13 protein-coding genes are annotated in these 14,896 nt (G+C 65.6%); 6 read left to right on the top strand and 7 right to left on the bottom strand.

Going from position 1 to position 14,896, the window contains the following annotated elements:
• The first annotated feature begins 1 nt into the window (after position 1).
• The 3 genes from ACH13J_RS02505 (at position 2) to ACH13J_RS02495 (ending at position 3,375) form a co-directional block, all read left to right on the top strand.
• Complete coding sequence (locus ACH13J_RS02505) at positions 2-1,078, top strand: ABC transporter permease subunit (RefSeq protein WP_397541729.1); 1,077 nt, start codon at positions 2-4, stop codon at positions 1,076-1,078.
• A gap of 72 nt (positions 1,079-1,150) precedes the next feature.
• Positions 1,151-2,434 (top strand): ABC transporter substrate-binding protein, encoded by a 1,284-nt coding sequence (locus tag ACH13J_RS02500; protein WP_397541728.1) that lies wholly within the window; start codon positions 1,151-1,153, stop codon positions 2,432-2,434.
• 116 nt (positions 2,435-2,550) lie between these two features.
• Positions 2,551-3,375, top strand: coding sequence for an ATP-binding cassette domain-containing protein (locus ACH13J_RS02495; RefSeq protein ID WP_397541727.1), 825 nt, complete (start codon positions 2,551-2,553; stop codon positions 3,373-3,375).
• 4 nt (positions 3,376-3,379) lie between these two features.
• On the opposite strand, the gene ACH13J_RS02490 is transcribed toward ACH13J_RS02495, so the two are convergent.
• Entirely contained in the window at positions 3,380-4,231 is an 852-nt protein-coding gene (locus ACH13J_RS02490; protein WP_397541726.1) for a hypothetical protein, read from the bottom strand.
• A 131-nt stretch (positions 4,232-4,362) separates the two neighbouring features.
• On the opposite strand from ACH13J_RS02490, the gene ACH13J_RS02485 reads away from it, so the two are divergent.
• Entirely contained in the window at positions 4,363-5,583 is a 1,221-nt protein-coding gene (locus ACH13J_RS02485; protein WP_397541725.1) for a phenylacetate--CoA ligase family protein, read from the top strand.
• Positions 5,584-5,607: 24 nt separating this feature from the next.
• Here the strand turns inward: ACH13J_RS02485 and ACH13J_RS02480 are convergent, their stop codons facing one another.
• The 4 genes from ACH13J_RS02480 to ACH13J_RS02465 all read right to left on the bottom strand — a co-directional run bounded on the left by ACH13J_RS02480 (position 5,608) and on the right by ACH13J_RS02465 (position 10,030).
• Positions 5,608-7,431 (bottom strand): alpha/beta fold hydrolase, encoded by a 1,824-nt coding sequence (locus ACH13J_RS02480; protein ID WP_397541724.1) that lies wholly within the window; start codon positions 7,429-7,431, stop codon positions 5,608-5,610.
• Between the two features lie 96 nt (positions 7,432-7,527).
• Positions 7,528-8,784, bottom strand: a complete 1,257-nt coding sequence (locus ACH13J_RS02475; protein ID WP_397541723.1) for an FAD-dependent oxidoreductase — start codon at positions 8,782-8,784, stop codon at positions 7,528-7,530.
• 79 nt (positions 8,785-8,863) lie between these two features.
• Positions 8,864-9,571: a purine-nucleoside phosphorylase gene (deoD, locus tag ACH13J_RS02470; RefSeq protein WP_397541722.1), complete on the bottom strand. Its 708-nt coding sequence runs from the start codon at positions 9,569-9,571 to the stop codon at positions 8,864-8,866.
• A 9-nt stretch (positions 9,572-9,580) separates the two neighbouring features.
• A complete protein-coding gene (locus ACH13J_RS02465) occupies positions 9,581-10,030 on the bottom strand; it encodes a GNAT family N-acetyltransferase (RefSeq protein WP_397541721.1) in 450 nt (149 codons plus the stop codon).
• 191 nt (positions 10,031-10,221) lie between these two features.
• Between ACH13J_RS02465 and ACH13J_RS02460 the strand changes: the two genes are divergently transcribed.
• Positions 10,222-10,659, top strand: a complete 438-nt coding sequence (locus tag ACH13J_RS02460) for a DUF4168 domain-containing protein (protein WP_397541720.1) — start codon at positions 10,222-10,224, stop codon at positions 10,657-10,659.
• A 21-nt stretch (positions 10,660-10,680) separates the two neighbouring features.
• Here ACH13J_RS02460 and ACH13J_RS02455 read toward each other — a convergent pair whose 3' ends face one another.
• Both ACH13J_RS02455 and ACH13J_RS02450 read right to left on the bottom strand, forming a co-directional pair.
• Entirely contained in the window at positions 10,681-12,660 is a 1,980-nt protein-coding gene (locus tag ACH13J_RS02455) for a protein meaA (RefSeq protein ID WP_397541719.1), read from the bottom strand.
• A gap of 107 nt (positions 12,661-12,767) precedes the next feature.
• Positions 12,768-13,424, bottom strand: coding sequence for a GNAT family N-acetyltransferase (locus ACH13J_RS02450; RefSeq protein WP_397541718.1), 657 nt, complete (start codon positions 13,422-13,424; stop codon positions 12,768-12,770).
• Between ACH13J_RS02450 and ACH13J_RS02445 the strand changes: the two genes are divergently transcribed.
• Positions 13,418-14,782, top strand: coding sequence for a 1-acyl-sn-glycerol-3-phosphate acyltransferase (locus ACH13J_RS02445; RefSeq protein ID WP_397541717.1), 1,365 nt, complete (start codon positions 13,418-13,420; stop codon positions 14,780-14,782). The genes ACH13J_RS02450 and ACH13J_RS02445 overlap by 7 nt on opposite strands.
• Positions 14,783-14,896: the final 114 nt, after the last annotated feature.

Here is a 14,896-nt window from a genome sequence, read left to right as displayed (position 1 = left end):
GATGTTCTATCGCGAGGCCGGTGATTTCAAGACATCCTATGTCGCCGACGGCCAGACCTTCCCGATCAAGTTCGACCGCTACCGTTACTATGCGGTGCTTGTCGCGGCGTTCGCCGTGGTGCCGTTCGTCATCAACGACTACTGGGTGAACGCGGTCTTCCTGCCCTTCCTGATCTATTCCATCGCCGCGATCGGCCTGAACATCCTGACCGGCTATTGCGGGCAGGTGAGCCTTGGTACCGGCGGTTTCATGGCCGTGGGGGCGTATGCCTGCTACAAGCTGATGACCGCGTTTCCCGACGTGAACATCTTCTTTCACGTGATCCTCGCGGGGGGCGTGACGGCAGGGGTCTGCCTGCTCTTCGGTTTGCCGAGCCTGCGGATCAAGGGTTTCTACCTCGCGGTGGCCACGCTGGCGGCGCAGTTCTTCCTGGTGTGGCTGTTCAACCGCGTGCCGTGGTTCTACAACTACTCTGCCTCGGGCCAGATCACGGCGCCCGAACGCACGATATTCGGCTTTCCCGTCACGGGCGCCGAGACAGCGCCGTGGGTGGCCTATCTTTTCTGCCTCGTCTTCACCGTGGCCAGCGCCATCGTCGCCCGCAACCTCACCCGCGGCATGGCGGGGCGGAAATGGATGGCGATCCGCGACATGGACATCGCCGCCGAGATCATCGGGGTCAATCCGCTGAGGGCCAAGCTCTCGGCCTTCGCGATCTCGGGCTTTTTCGTGGGCATCGCCGGGGCGCTGTTTTTCGCCGTCTACCTCGGCGCCGTCGAGGTGGGCGAGGTCTATGGCATCAACAAATCGTTCCTCGTGCTCTTCATGGTGATCATCGGCGGGCTGGGCTCGATCTTCGGCAGCTTCGCGGGCGCGGCCTTCCTCGTGTTGCTGCCGGTTCTGCTCAAGAACGTGCTGGTGGGCACGCTCGGCTGGCCCACCGACCTCGCCGCGCATCTGGAATTCATCATCGTCGGCGCGCTGATCATCATCTTCCTCGTGGCCGAGCCCCACGGGCTGGCACAGCTTTGGCGCGTGGCAAAGGAGAAGCTGAGACTTTGGCCCTTCCCGCACTAGGGACGGGCGAGGGTAAGGGGCGCGCCGCCCCCGAAAAGAACCGTCGGAGAAACCAAGGGAGGATATGAACCGATGAAACTGAAACTTCTCACAGCAGCCGCTGCGGCCGTGATGGCTGCCGCACCGGCGCTGGCGGAACTGAAGATCGTGGATACCAGTTACCGCACCGGCCCTTACGCCGCGAACGGCATCCCGTTCTCGGACGGCTACCAGGACTATTTCACGCTGCTCAACGAACGCGACGGCGGCATCGGCGGGGAAATGATAAACCTCGTCGAGTGCGAAACCGGCTACAACACCGAGAAGGGCGTGGAGTGCTACGAATCCACCAAGGGTGGCGGGTCGCTCGTCTACCAGCCGCTGAGCACCGGTATCACCTACCAGCTGATCCCCAAGGCCAGCGCCGACGGCATCCCCCTTCATACCATGGGGTATGGCCGCACATCCGCCAAGAACGGCGCGGTGTTCGAGTGGGTTTTCAACTACCCGGCAAATTACTGGGACGGGGCGAGCCACGCGATCACCCACATTCTCAACGAGAATGACGGCGATATCAGCGACAAGACGGTTGCGCTGGTCTATCACAACTCGGCCTACGGCAAGGAACCGATCCGCACGCTTGAGAAACTCAGCGAGAAGCACGGCTACGACCTGACCCTGCTGCCCGTCGATCACCCCGGGCAGGAACAGAAGTCGCAGTGGCTGCAGATTCGCCGCGAGAAACCGGATTACGTCATCATGTGGGGCTGGGGCGTCATGAACCAGGTGGCCATCCAGGAAGCGGTGAACATCCGCTTCCCGATGGAGAATTTCATCGGCATCTGGTGGTCTGGCTCCGAGAACGACGTCAAGGCCGCCGGCGCGGATGCCGATGGCTACAAGGCGCTGACATTCCACAATCTGGGCTCCGACTACCCGGTATATGACGACATCCAGGAATACGTCGTCGACACCGGGAACGCCGCCGGCGCGGGCGACCAGATCGGCACGGTGCTTTACAACCGTGGCATGTACGCGGCGATGCTGGCCGCCGAGGCGATCAAGACCGCGCAGGAGATGCACGGGGTATCCAACATCACCGCCGCGCAGATGCGCGACGGCATGGAAAACCTTGTCATCACCGAGGAGAAGATGGCCGCGCTCGGGCTGCCCAACTTCGGTCCCGAATTCGAGGTGACCTGTGAAAACCACGGCGGCGAGGGCTACGGCGCGGTATCGCAGTGGAATGCCGAGGCGGGCGAGTTCGAACTGATCACCGACTACTACCAGTCGGACCAGGAGATCATCCAGGAACTGGTCGCGGAAGACTCGATGAACTACGCCGAGGAGAACGACATCGACCTGCGCTGCGACTGACCGCGGCGTGAGACCCCCGGCCGCGGCACGAGCGGCGGCCGGGGGGAACGAGTATTTTTGGCAAGATGAAGACCGGGCACGGCCACGCGCCGCCCGCCCCGCCAGGAGGCACGGGAATGCTGGATGCAGGACGGACCGAGGAGACGCTTCTCGAGGTCAACAACATAGAGGTGATCTACAACCACGTGATCCTCGTGCTGAAGGGGGTGAGCCTCTCGGTGCCCAAGGGCGGGATCACGGCGCTGCTTGGCGGCAACGGCGCCGGCAAGACCACCACGCTCAAGGCGATCTCCAACCTGCTGCATTCCGAACGTGGCGAGGTGACCAAGGGCAACATCCGCTACCGCGGCGAGAGCGTGCAGGACCTCGCCCCGTCCGACCTGGTCAAGAAGGGCGTCATCCAGGTGATGGAGGGGCGTCACTGTTTCGAACATCTCACGGTCGAGGAGAACCTGTTGACGGGCGCATACACGCGCGGCGCCTCCAAGGCGGACATCGATGCCGATCTCGACCTCGTCTATTCCTATTTTCCGCGCCTCAAGGAGCGGCGGCGCTCGCAGGCGGGTTACACCTCGGGCGGTGAGCAGCAGATGATCGCCATCGGCCGCGCGCTGATGAGCCGGCCCGAGACCATCCTGCTCGACGAGCCGTCCATGGGTCTCGCGCCGCAACTCGTCGAGGAAATCTTCAACATCGTGAAATCCCTCAACGAGAACGAGGGCGCCACGATCCTGCTGGCCGAGCAGAACACCAACGTGGCGCTGCGCTTCGCCCATTACGGCTATATTCTCGAAAACGGCCGCGTCGTCATGGACGGCCCCGCAAAGGAGCTGCGCGAGAACCCCGACGTCAAGGAATTCTACCTCGGCATGTCCGAGGAAGGGCGCAAGAGCTTTCGCGACGTGCGCAGCTATCGCCGCCGCAAGCGCTGGCTGAGCTGAAGGGTCAGGTGTCTTGCAGCAGCCTTGCGCGCATTTCCTCGATCAGCTCGAGCGCCTCTTCGCGGGTGTTGCGGATGTTGGGGCGAAAGCCCTGGCTTTCCGCGCGCAGGCGGATGTCCCGGGCGGTTTCGGAGCCGGCCGCGTACCGCGCGGAACCAAGCGATCCCGCGGCGTTGAGCCGTTTGCCCCGGTGCGCGTAACGCACCCACGCCGCCGGCAGGATCTGGCAGCCGTTGAGGTTGACCAGGAAGAACCAGCGCCTGTCGCTTTCGCGGATGCGCTCTTCGAGGTGGTCGTAGAAGTCGTCGACATCCCGGCTGTGATGAAAGGTGAAGTGGGAAAAATCGACGTCCATGATGACGCGTTCCTCGTCGAAGCTGACGCGGCGGACGAAATCGGACAGAACGTAGTTGGGGTCATGGGTGACCCTTGCGCGCCGTTTGCTGGGCAGGCCGGCCAGCCGCGCGACGGCGCTGTCGCGATCGGAAAAGAGATTGGGGTCGAACGCCTCGGTGTTGGCCGCACGCCGGATCTGGCGCTCCGTCTCCTCGGAGGCGTCGAACCTGACGCTGCCCATGGAATGGGTGAGGTTGAGCGCCCGGCCGCGCCTCGAATACGCGGTCCAGGCCTCGGGGTCGATCCGGGTGCCGTTGAGATTGACGAGAAAGAACCACAAATCCTCGCCCGTCTGCGCGATGCGCTCTTCGAGGCGGTCGTAGAACTGGTTCACCACCTTGCTGCTGTCGAAATGAAAGTCCGAGAAATCGACCTCCATGATCTGGTCGGCATGATGGAAGGTGATCCGGCGGTCCAGTTCTCCGGGGCGATCGGACCGGGACGTATCGGGTTCGGTCATGGGGCTGGTCTCTTGAAAGGAGGTTCGAAATGACTGCAGTATACTATTGTATGCAAATTTTCTGCGATGCAGCATGAATTGTCAAGCCCCTGAACGATTGCGCCCCCACGGGGGAAGCTGAGGATGCCGAAATGACCCGTTACTACGATGATCTTGAAACCCGGTCCGCCGACGCCCGCGCCGCCGCGCTGGCGCAGGACCTGCCCGCGCAGATTGCCCGGGCCGGGGCGCTGCCGGGATATGCCGGAACTCTTGCCCATGTGGACCCGCATGCCATCACGGAGGTGGCTGCGCTCGCGGCGCTGCCGGTGCTGCGCAAGTCCGATCTGGGGCAGGCACAATCGGACGCGCCCCCCCTGGGCGGCTTGGCACCACACGCGGCGAGCGGCTTTTCCCATATCTTCCAGTCGCCGGGGCCGATTTACGAGCCCGGCGGGACAAGCCACGACTGGTGGCGGATGGGCCGTTTCCTGCATGCTTGCGGCGTGGGGCGCGGCGATATCGTGCAGAATTGCTTTGGCTATCACCTGACCCCCGCGGGAATGATCTTCGAGAACGGCGCGCGGGCCGTCGGGGCGGCGGTTCTGCCGGCGGGGACGGGCCAGACCGAGTTGCAGGCGCGTGCCGCGAGCGACATCGGCGTGACCGCCTACGCCGGCACGCCCGACTATCTCAAGGTGATCCTCGACAAGGCGGACGAGATGGGACTCAGCCTGAACATCGCCAAGGCCGCGGTCGGGGGCGGGGCGTTATTTCCCTCGTTGCGGCAGGAATACGCGGATCGCGGCATCACCTGTCGCCAGTGCTATGCGACCGCCGACCTCGGCAACATCGCCTACGAGAGCGAGGCGGCAGAGGGTCTGATCATCGACGAGGGCGTGATCGTCGAGATCGTCCGCCCCGGCACCGGCGATCCCGTGGCGCCCGGCGAGGTGGGCGAGGTCGTGGTCACGACGCTGAACCCGGACTATCCCCTCATCCGCTTTGCCACCGGCGACCTGAGCGCCGTCATGGAGGGCACGAGCCCTTGCGGGCGCACCAACACGCGCATCAAGGGCTGGATGGGCCGTGCCGACCAGACCACCAAGATCAAGGGCATGTTCGTACGCCCCGAGCAGGTCGCGACGCTCGTGGCCAGACATGCCGAGATCGCCCGGGCGCGCGTCATCGCCAGCCGCGAGGGCGAGGCCGACGTGATGACCGTCCGGATCGAGGCCGATGGCGGCGCGCCGGAGACGTACGAGGCGTCCGTGGTGGAGGCGCTCAAGCTCAAGGGCCGTGTCGAAATCGTGGCCAAGGGCAGCCTGCCGAATGACGGCAAGGTGATCGAGGACCAGCGCAGCTACGAATGACGCGGGGCTGTCATGCCCCGACGCTCATTTCTGCAGCACGTAGGTGCCCGGCGCGGCGCAGAGAGGTGGGTAGCCCCGATCCGCCGCCCCAATGCCCGGCGGGGCGACGCGCCCGCCGGAATGGCGGGCAAGCCATTTGCCCCAGACGGGCCACCAAGAGCCCTCCTGCGGTGCGTGTTCGGCCAACCATGTGTCGGGGTCCATGTAGAGCGCGCCGGCACGGCGGTGCCCGACGCGGTAATGACGCCGTGGATGGCCCGGCTCCGACACGATCCCGCCGTTGTGGCCGCTGCTGGTCAGCAGGAAATCCAGTTCACAATCGGTGAAAAGCTTGGTCTTGTAGACAGACCGCCACGGCGCGATGTGATCGGTTTCGGTGCCCACCACGAACAGCGGCGCGTCGATGTCCTTCAGCGCGATGACCCGCCCCTCGACGGCGAAACGCCCCGCGGTCAGACGGTTTTCCAGGAACAGGCCGCGCAGGTACTCGCTGTGCATCCGCGCGGGCATGCGGGTGGAATCCGCGTTCCAGACGCCCATGTCCGTCTGTTTTTCCTCCAGCCCCAGCAGATAGCGGCGCACGGCACGGGTCCAGATCAGGTCCTCTGCCCGAAGGGCGCGGAAGGCGTTGGCCATCTGGTCGCGGTCGAGATAGCCCTGATCCCACATCATGTCCTCGAGAAACGCCACCTGGCTTTCGTCGAGGAACAGCAGCAGCTCGCCAGCCTCGACGAAGTCGGTCTGCGCGGCCAGCAGCGTGATGGACGCCAGCCGATCGTCCCCGTCCCGCGCCATCGTGGCCGCCGCGATAGACAGGATCGTGCCGCCGAGGCAGTAGCCGCAGGCATGGATCTTGCGGTCGGGCACGATGGCGCCGACCGCGTCGAGTGCCGCCATCACGCCTTTCAGCCGGTAATCCTCAAGCGACAGGTTGGCCTGTTCGGACGTGGGGTTGCGCCAGGACATCGCGAAAACGGTGTGACCTTGCCCGACCAGCCAGTTGATGAGCGAATTGTGGGGGCTGAGATCGAGGATATAGTATTTCATGATCCACGCCGGCACGATCAGTACCGGCTCGGGGTGCACCGTCTCGGTTTGCGGGGTGTACTGGATCAGCTCGAATATCTCGTTGCGATAGACGACCTCGCCGGGCGTGCAGGCAATGTTCTCTCCCACGACGAAGCCGTTTTGCGGCGCGGGCGGCATGTCCCGGGCATGTTCCAGCAGGTCGCGGGCAAAGAACTCGGCCCCGCGCAAAAGGTTGGCACCGCCGCACTCGCGCGTGGCTTCGACCACCTCGGGGTTCGTCAGGGGAAAATTGGACGGTGACACCGTGTCGAGCATCTGCCGCAGCATGAACCGGGCGCGTTCCGCGTTCTTGGGGTCCACGCCGCGCAGGTCCGTCGCGGCGAACTCCCACCACTGCTCGGCCGCAAGAAATCCCTGCTGAAACATGTTGAAGGGTGGCCGAGCCCAGCCGGGATGGGTGAAACGGTGGTCATTGGGCCCCGGCCGGAAGGGCGGCTCTGGTGCCTCGTCGCTCTGCCGGGCGGACGCAAGCGCGTAGCTCGCAAGCTTGTTCATCGTCTCGGTGCCGAGTTCCATCAGTTCGAGTTGCCGCCCCGGCGCGCGGGCAAGGTGTAGCGCCCAGTCGGCCCACGCATTGGCCACCGCAAAGGGCGATGCGCCGCTCGTGGCGCGCGCCAGGGTGGCACGCGTCACCCGGTCGACATTGTTATAGGGGTGCTCGGCGGGGGTGCCGGTGCCGGGGGAGGTATCCGTTTCCCGTCGCGCCTGCGTGTCCTCGCGCGTTTGCCGCGGATGCAGTGGAATGGGCTGGGCTGGCAATTTTCCGTCCTCCGTCTGCTTCGCCGGCGTCGTCTTCGCCATGCGTAACCGGATCACCGGCGTGTGACCGGCTTATGACATATGTGCCGGGTGGCGTCAGGAAAACCGGCCCGGCGCATAGGGCGAGAGGTCGAGGTTGGGCCGGTTCCCGCCGATCAGCTCGGCGACGATGCGCCCGGTCTTGGGGCCGGCGGTCAACCCGACATGCTGGTGACCGAACGCGGCATGCACCCCGGTCTCGCCGATCTCCCCGATCAGGGGCAGGCTGTCGGGGGTCGACGGGCGGAAACCCAGCCATTCCTCGGCACCCGCATGTTCCAGCCCCGGGAAAATCCGTTTCACGTGCCGCGAGATGAGCGCGAGCGGCGCGCGCGACGGTCCCTTGCGCGTATCGCCCAGCTCGACCGTCCCTGCGCAGCGCAGACCCGTCCGCATGGGGTTCACCGCGAACTTGCCGTCCGAGATCATCATCGGCGTCTTCGGCATCTGCGAGGGGGCGTTGAAATGCAGGTGATAGCCGCGCTCCGCCACAAGCGGCACCCTGAGCCCCAGACGGCGCATCAGCGGCCCGGACCAGATACCGGCCGCCATCACGGCGCGATCGCAGGCAAGCCGCCCCTGGTCGGTATCGACCGCCCGGACCCGGCCGCCCTCGATCACGAAATCGCGCGCCTCCGCGCGGATATGGCGGCCGCCCTCATCCTCGAGCACGCGGGCGAGATCGGCCATGTAGGCGCCGGGATCGAGAACATGACCGTGATCCTTGAGCACGGCGAGGCACCCGACGGCATCCGAAAGCATCGGTTCCGCCTCCTGCACCGCCGCGCCCTCTATGATTTCCGGAACGAACCCGGCCCGGCGCTTGATTTCCCAACCCGGCGCGTCCGCCTCGAGCGCCGCGCGGGAAGGATAGGCAAAGGCGACGGGGCTGTCGGCGATCCATCCCTCGGCACGGGTGCCCTGCGTCAGCGCGCGGTGCTGGTCAACACTGTCGGTGACGATGTGCGTAAGCGCCGTGACCGCGTGCTCGACCTTGGCGGGGCGCGCATTTGCCATGAACTGCCAGAGCCACGGCGCAAGGCGCGGCAGCGCCCCCCATTGCAGGAAGAGCGGGGAACGCGGGTTGGCGAGGTATTTCAGCGCGGTCTTGGGCAAGTCGGGCGTGTTGACGGGGGCGACAGCCCATTGGGCCAGAAGCCCCGCATTGCCGAACGACGCGCCGGCGCCGGGATGGTCGCGGTCGATCAGCGTCACCGCGTGTCCCGCGCGGCGCAACCAGATCGCCGCGCTCAACCCGCAGATGCCGGCGCCGACGACGATGACGTTCAAGTGCTGGGGCAAGCTGTCCTCCATTTCGGCCGGGCGCTACGTAAGCCCAAGCCCGCGCGCGGGGCAAGCCCCGTTGCGGTGCCGCGGTCCCGCGGCCGGCCGCTCAGTCCGGAAAGGCCGCCGCGAGCGCGATCTCGACCATCTCCGGAAACCCGCTTTCGCGATGCGCCGGTGGCAGGGCCTTTCCGCTCTCCAGATGGTCCGAGACGGTCAGCACGGCCAGCGCGCGGGCGCCGTGGCGCGCCGCGACGGTGTAGAGCTCGGCCGCTTCCATTTCCACCGCCAGCGTGCCGTGGCGCGTCAACTGCCCGGTCAGGTCCTCGCGTTCGTCATAGAAGGTGTCAGAAGAATAGATACCGCCCACATGATGGCGCACGCCCCGCCGTTCGGCCGCGCGGGCCGCCGCGCGCAGCAATCCGAAATCCGCGCAGGGGGCGAAACGGACCTCCCGCATCAGCGTTGCCGATGGGGTGGTCGTGCTGCTCGCCGTCATGGCCAGGATGATGTCCTGCAGCGCCACGTGCGGCTGCATCGCCCCGCACGAGCCGATGCGGATGAGCGTTGTCGCGCCGTGTTCGCGGATCAGTTCATTTGCGTAGATCGACAGGCTGGGCATGCCCATGCCCGATCCCTGCATTGTCACACGATGGCCACGCCACGTGCCGGTCAGGCCCAGCATCCCACGCGTTTGGTTCACGACCCGCGCGTTTTCCAGAAACGCCTCTGCCGCCCACTTCGCGCGCAGCGGGTCGCCCGGCATCAGGACAGTTTCGGCCACCTCGCCCGGTGCCGCGCCGATATGCAGGCTCATGCGGGCAACTCAGGGCCGCGCGTACTTGATGAACGGGGTGAGCACGCCGATCCGGTCATAGAGCTTGCGCGCCTCCGCGTTGAAATCCTGCGTCAGCCAGTAGACCGAGGGACAGCCATCGGCGTCCGCCGCGGCATAGACGGCCTCGATCAGCTTGCGGCCCACCCCGTGGCCCCGCATCGACGGATCGACATAGAGATCCTGAAGGTAACAGACCTTTTCCAGCCGCCAGTTGTGGGGGTGGTATATGTAATGCACCAGCCCGACGGGTTTGCCGCCGGACACGGCCAGCAGCCCGTTCTGGTCGGGATGATCCGGTGCGCACAGCCTTGAAAATGTCGCATCGTAGACCGCGTCGCGCACGCTGGTCTCGTAGAATTCAAGGTACGACGTCCACAATGCCGCCCATTCCGGGCGGTCGGCTGGGGTTACCGGGCGTATCGTCACGGGGGCGGTCATGATCCCTTTCGCGCATGGTCCTGTCAGACCTCTTTTAGAGAACCCGCGCGCGCGGTGGTAGCCCCGGACTTGCGCATTTTTTTGCCGACAGGGTTTGCAGGCCTTAAACGAACCTCCATGTCGGGGCGTACCGGCGTGGCGGGACGGCACGCGCGGGTGACAGTTTGCATGCTCAAGATGAGGTCCACACAATGATACCGAAGAAGTCCATCGCCGCCGTGCTGACCGCGGCTAGCCTCTCGTTCGCGCCGGTCGCCATGGCGCAGGAATCGCAGGAGATACCCCAGATCGCCGCCGAGGACGTCAGCAAGGGCCAGGTCGTGAGCTTCGTCAACGCCATGATCGCAATCGATGGCGTCCGCCGCGAGTACCTGCCCCAGATCGAGGCCGCGGAAACGCAGGAGGACCGCCAGGAACTGGCCGAGCAGGCCGACGTGGCCGCCCGGTCCGCCGTCGAGGACGTCGCCGGGATCTCGCCGGCGGAATACCTCGCCATCGGCCGCGCTGCGCAGGGCAGTGAGGATCTGGCGAAGCGGATCAACACCCGCATCACCGCGATGAAACAGAAACAGCAGAACGGTGGGAACCTGCAACAGCCTGCCCAAGACGGGACCGCGGCACAGGAATGAACCACTTGGCGGGCGGCGGGGCTACTCCGCCGCCACCGCCTGCGGATCCGCGAGCGTCACGATGTCCATCATGATCGTGTTCAGCTCGAAATCCTTGGGCGTGTAGACGCGGGCGACGCCCATCTCCTGCAGCCGGCATGCGTCCTCCTCCGGAATAATGCCGCCGACGATCACCGGCACATGGCCCAGCCCGGCTGCCTTCATGCGCTCGACCAGCTCTTCGACCAGCGGGATGTGTGACCCGGACAGGATCGACAGCCCCACCACGTGCGACTGCTGTTCGAGAGCGGCATCCACGATCTGCTCCGGCGTGAGGCGAATACCCGAATAGGAGATGTCCATCCCGCAGTCGCGGGCGCGGAACGCGATCTGTTCCGCGCCGTTGGAATGGCCGTCGAGCCCGGGCTTGCCGACCAGCAAGCTCAGCCGCCGCCCCAGCCTGTCGGAAACGGCGTTCACGGCATCCCGCAGATCGTCCAGCCCCTCGGTCTTGTTCGACGGGCTGCCGGACACGCCGGTGGGTCCGCGATACTCGCCATGGACGGTGCGCATCTGCGCGGCCCATTCCCCCGTCGTCACGCCCGCCCTTGCCGCCGCGATCGAGGCGGGCATGATGTTGTCGCCCCGCTCGGCCGCGGCGCGGAGTTCGGCCAGCGCCGCCTTTACCGCGGCGTCGTCCCGCTCGGCGCGCCATGCGTTCAGCCGCTCGATCTGGTCGGCCTCCACGCTCTCGTCGACGACGAGAATGCCGCCATCCTCGGACTGCAGCGGCGATGGCTCGGCCTCGGTCCACTTGTTGACGCCGACCACGACGGTCTCGTTGCGCTCGATGCGGTTGATCCGCTCGGCGTTGCTGTCAACGAGGCGGGCTTTCATGTACTCGATCGCACCGATCGCGCCGCCCATGCTGTCGATGTTGGCCAGCTCGTGGCGGGCCCCGTCCTTGAGGTCCGCGACCTTGGCATCGACCGCCGGGTTGCCGTCGAAAAGATCGTCGAATTCCAGCAGGTCCGTCTCGTATGCGAGAATCTGCTGCATCCGCATGGACCACTGCTGGTCCCAAGGGCGCGGCAGGCCGAGCGCCTCGTTCCAGGCGGGCAACTGAACGGCGCGGGCGCGGGCCTTCTTGGACAGGGTCACGGCCAGCATTTCCAGCAGGATACGGTAGACGTTGTTTTCCGGCTGCTGTTCGGTGAGGCCCAGCGAATTGACCTGAACACCGTAGCGGAACCGCCGGTACTTGGGGTTTTCCACGCCGTAGCGGTCAAGCAGGATCTCGTCCCACAGGTCGACGAAGGCACGCATCTTGCACATCTCGGTGACAAAGCGGATGCCGGCATTGACGAAAAAGGAGATACGGCCCGCCAGAACCGGGAAATCCTCTTGTGGAACGCGCGGCTTCAGTTCGTCCAGCACTGCCGTGGCGGTGGCCAGCGCAAAGGCCAGTTCTTGCTGTGGTGTCGCCCCGGCCTCCTGCAGGTGGTAGGAACACACGTTCATGGGGTTCCATTTCGGCACCGCCTTGTAACAGTACTCGGCCACGTCGCCGATCATCTTCAGGCTGGGCCTGGGCGGGCAGATATAGGTGCCGCGCGACAGGTATTCCTTGATCAGGTCATTCTGGACCGTCCCGGTGAGCTTCGAGACATCCGCGCCCTGTTCCTCGGCCACCGCGATGTAGAGCGCCAACAGCCACGGCGCGGTGGCGTTGATCGTCATCGAGGTGTTCATCTGCTCCAGCGGGATCTCGTCGAAAAGCGTGCGCATGTCGCCCAGATGGCTGATTGGCACGCCGACCTTGCCCACCTCGCCGCGGGCCAGCACGTGATCGCTGTCATAGCCCGTCTGGGTGGGCAGATCGAACGCCACGGACAGGCCGGTTTGCCCTTTCGCAAGGTTCGAGCGATAGAGCGCGTTGGACGCCTTTGCCGTGGAATGGCCGGCATAGGTGCGGATCAGCCAGGGGCGATCACGCTGCGGGTCTTGCTGCGTCTGCGACATGGGCGGGCCTCGTGAATCTTTGGGCGCAATTTTCTTACGTTGCGCGATTGATAGCTGGAATAATGTGACCATGTCAATTCGCTGCATCGCGGCGATGCACTGGGCGGTCACAGGTCGCAGAGCATCTCGATGCTGCGGCGGTACCCGATCAGGCACCGCGCCGGCCCTGCGCGGGTGGTCTTGAGCGCAACGAAACCGTGGCGTTCGTACAGCGCCCGTGCACGCGTGTTGCGCTCGGCCACCTCCAGCCGCACGGCTTTGCGGCCATCCTGCCGCGCCCTGTGCTTGATCTCTTCCACCAGGGCGCTGCCCACTCCCTGGCCGCGGGCCCTTTCGTCAACGAAGATGCCGTCTACCAGCGCCGTTCCGGGGGCGATCCGACGCTCCAGCAGCGACAACAAGGTGCCGCGCCACAACGCGCCGACCCACCCGTACACCTTCGCCAGATCATTCACGCCGCCGCCGACCAGCCCGCCGGCCCCCATCTTGTAGCCCGCTATTCCCAGCAACCTGCCATCGGCGGCCCGGGCCGAGATGGCATGCCGCGGGCAAAGCGCGCCGGCCAGAAACGCCACGGCCTTGTCTTCCGGGGCGAGCAAGGGGCCCAGCTTGGCCCCGAAGGCCTGCCAGAACAGGGCGGCCGCGCGGCCGCGCTCCTCGGGCGCGAAGCCCGTCGCCACGATCACGGGGTCGGTGTCTGGCCCGTCCGGCATGGTGCTGATATTGCTCGTCGGTGAGTAATGCGCAAGGATCCTGAATGACATCCACCGTAGAGCTGCCCCTCTGGCTGTTTGTCCTGATCCTGCTGTTTGCCGCGGTCACCTTCGCGTCGCATTTCCTGTTCCCGTCGGTGCGCTGGTTCTTCAGACGGCGCATGGAGCGGGCCGTGGCACGGCTGAACGAACGGCTGGCGCGGCCCATCGAGCCGTTCAAGCTGGCCCGTCGCCACGACATGATCCAGCGGCTGATCTATGATCCGCAGGTCAGCCAGGCCATCGCCGACCACGCCAGCCAGGAGGGCATCCCCGAGAGCGTCGCATTCGAGCAGGCGAAACGCTACGCCCGCGAGATCGTGCCGGGATTTTCCACAGGGATCTATTTCGGGGTCGCCATCCGCGCAGCCAAATGGCTGAGCAAGGCATTGTACCACGTCCGTCTGGGGCGTTTCGACGAGGACGCGTTCCGCGGCGTGGACCGCGATGCAACGGTGGTCTTTGTGATGAACCACCGGTCGAACATGGACTACGTACTCGTCACGTGGCTGGCCGCGGAACGCTCGGCACTGTCCTACGCGGTCGGAGAGTGGGCACGGGTCTGGCCCCTCTCGCGGCTGATCCGGGCCATGGGCGCCTATTTCATCCGCCGCCGGTCTCGCAACGAACTCTACCGCCGCGTGCTGGCGCGGTATGTGGGCATGGCCACCGACGGCGGCGTGACGCAGGCGGTTTTTCTAGAGGGCGGGCTTTCGCTGGACGGCGGTCTGACACCGCCACGGCTCGGGCTGCTGAAATACATCGTCGAGGGCCGTTCGGAGCCGGGCCGCGACGTGGTGTTCGTGCCCGTGGCGCTGAATTACGACCGGGTGTTCGAGGACCGTATCCTCGTCGCCGCCGCTGAGTCGGGCCGGCGGCGTTTCCGCGCGCGTATCAGCGTGGTTGCCCGCTTCATGCTCAAGCAATTGTGGCTTTGGCTGACGCGGCGCTATTACCGTCACGGATACGCCGCCGCCAGCTTCGGTGCCCCGGTGTCGCTCAAGGCGTTCAGGGCCGACCATCCGGGTTCGACGGTCGAGGATCTGGGCGGATGCCTGATGCAGAGGATCGGGGCCGAGGTGCCCGTCCTGCCGGTTCCCGTCGTGGCACATGTCCTGCTGGACGCAAGCGGCCCCGTCCCGCGCGCCGCGCTTGAGCGCGACGTTCAGACACTGCTCGCCCGCCTGCCGGCCGGCCACGTTCGATTGCCCCGCGACGGCGGGGTCGACAGCGTGCAATCCGGCCTCGCCAATCTGCTCGGGCGGGGCATAGTGATCGAAACGGGCAAGGGCATCGCGCCGGTCGAGCGGGAGCGGCCGGTGCTGGCCTATTATGCGCGATCGATCGCGCATCTGTTCGCAGGTCAATAGGCGCGCGAGGTTTCTGCGAGTGCGAAGTTATATAATTACAAAATGCACGTGGTAGGCATTGCATTGTTGCGCAATGGATTATATCCAACCGTCAAAGCCGCGATTCTGCATCGC

Origin of the sequence: Roseovarius salis (assembly GCF_044472985.1) — a bacterium.
Taxonomy (GTDB): domain Bacteria; phylum Pseudomonadota; class Alphaproteobacteria; order Rhodobacterales; family Rhodobacteraceae; genus Roseovarius; species Roseovarius salis.
This window is presented reverse-complemented; position numbering and strand designations above follow the sequence as displayed.

Excerpts from the sequence above, each read along its gene's own strand:
- ACH13J_RS02505 (WP_397541729.1), top strand. The coding sequence starts at position 2 with ATGTTCTATCGCGAGGCCGGTGATTTCAAGACATCCTATGTCGCCGAC.
- ACH13J_RS02500 (WP_397541728.1), top strand. The coding sequence starts at position 1,151 with ATGAAACTGAAACTTCTCACAGCAGCCGCTGCGGCCGTGATGGCTGCC.
- ACH13J_RS02495 (WP_397541727.1), top strand. The coding sequence starts at position 2,551 with ATGCTGGATGCAGGACGGACCGAGGAGACGCTTCTCGAGGTCAACAAC.
- ACH13J_RS02490 (WP_397541726.1), bottom strand. The coding sequence starts at position 4,231 with ATGACCGAACCCGATACGTCCCGGTCCGATCGCCCCGGAGAACTGGAC.
- ACH13J_RS02485 (WP_397541725.1), top strand. The coding sequence starts at position 4,363 with ATGACCCGTTACTACGATGATCTTGAAACCCGGTCCGCCGACGCCCGC.
- ACH13J_RS02475 (WP_397541723.1), bottom strand. The coding sequence starts at position 8,784 with ATGGAGGACAGCTTGCCCCAGCACTTGAACGTCATCGTCGTCGGCGCC.
- deoD (WP_397541722.1), bottom strand. The coding sequence starts at position 9,571 with ATGAGCCTGCATATCGGCGCGGCACCGGGCGAGGTGGCCGAAACTGTC.
- ACH13J_RS02465 (WP_397541721.1), bottom strand. The coding sequence starts at position 10,030 with ATGACCGCCCCCGTGACGATACGCCCGGTAACCCCAGCCGACCGCCCG.
- ACH13J_RS02460 (WP_397541720.1), top strand. The coding sequence starts at position 10,222 with ATGATACCGAAGAAGTCCATCGCCGCCGTGCTGACCGCGGCTAGCCTC.
- ACH13J_RS02455 (WP_397541719.1), bottom strand. The coding sequence starts at position 12,660 with ATGTCGCAGACGCAGCAAGACCCGCAGCGTGATCGCCCCTGGCTGATC.
- ACH13J_RS02445 (WP_397541717.1), top strand. The coding sequence starts at position 13,418 with ATGACATCCACCGTAGAGCTGCCCCTCTGGCTGTTTGTCCTGATCCTG.
- ACH13J_RS02450 (WP_397541718.1), bottom strand. The coding sequence starts at position 13,424 with ATGTCATTCAGGATCCTTGCGCATTACTCACCGACGAGCAATATCAGC.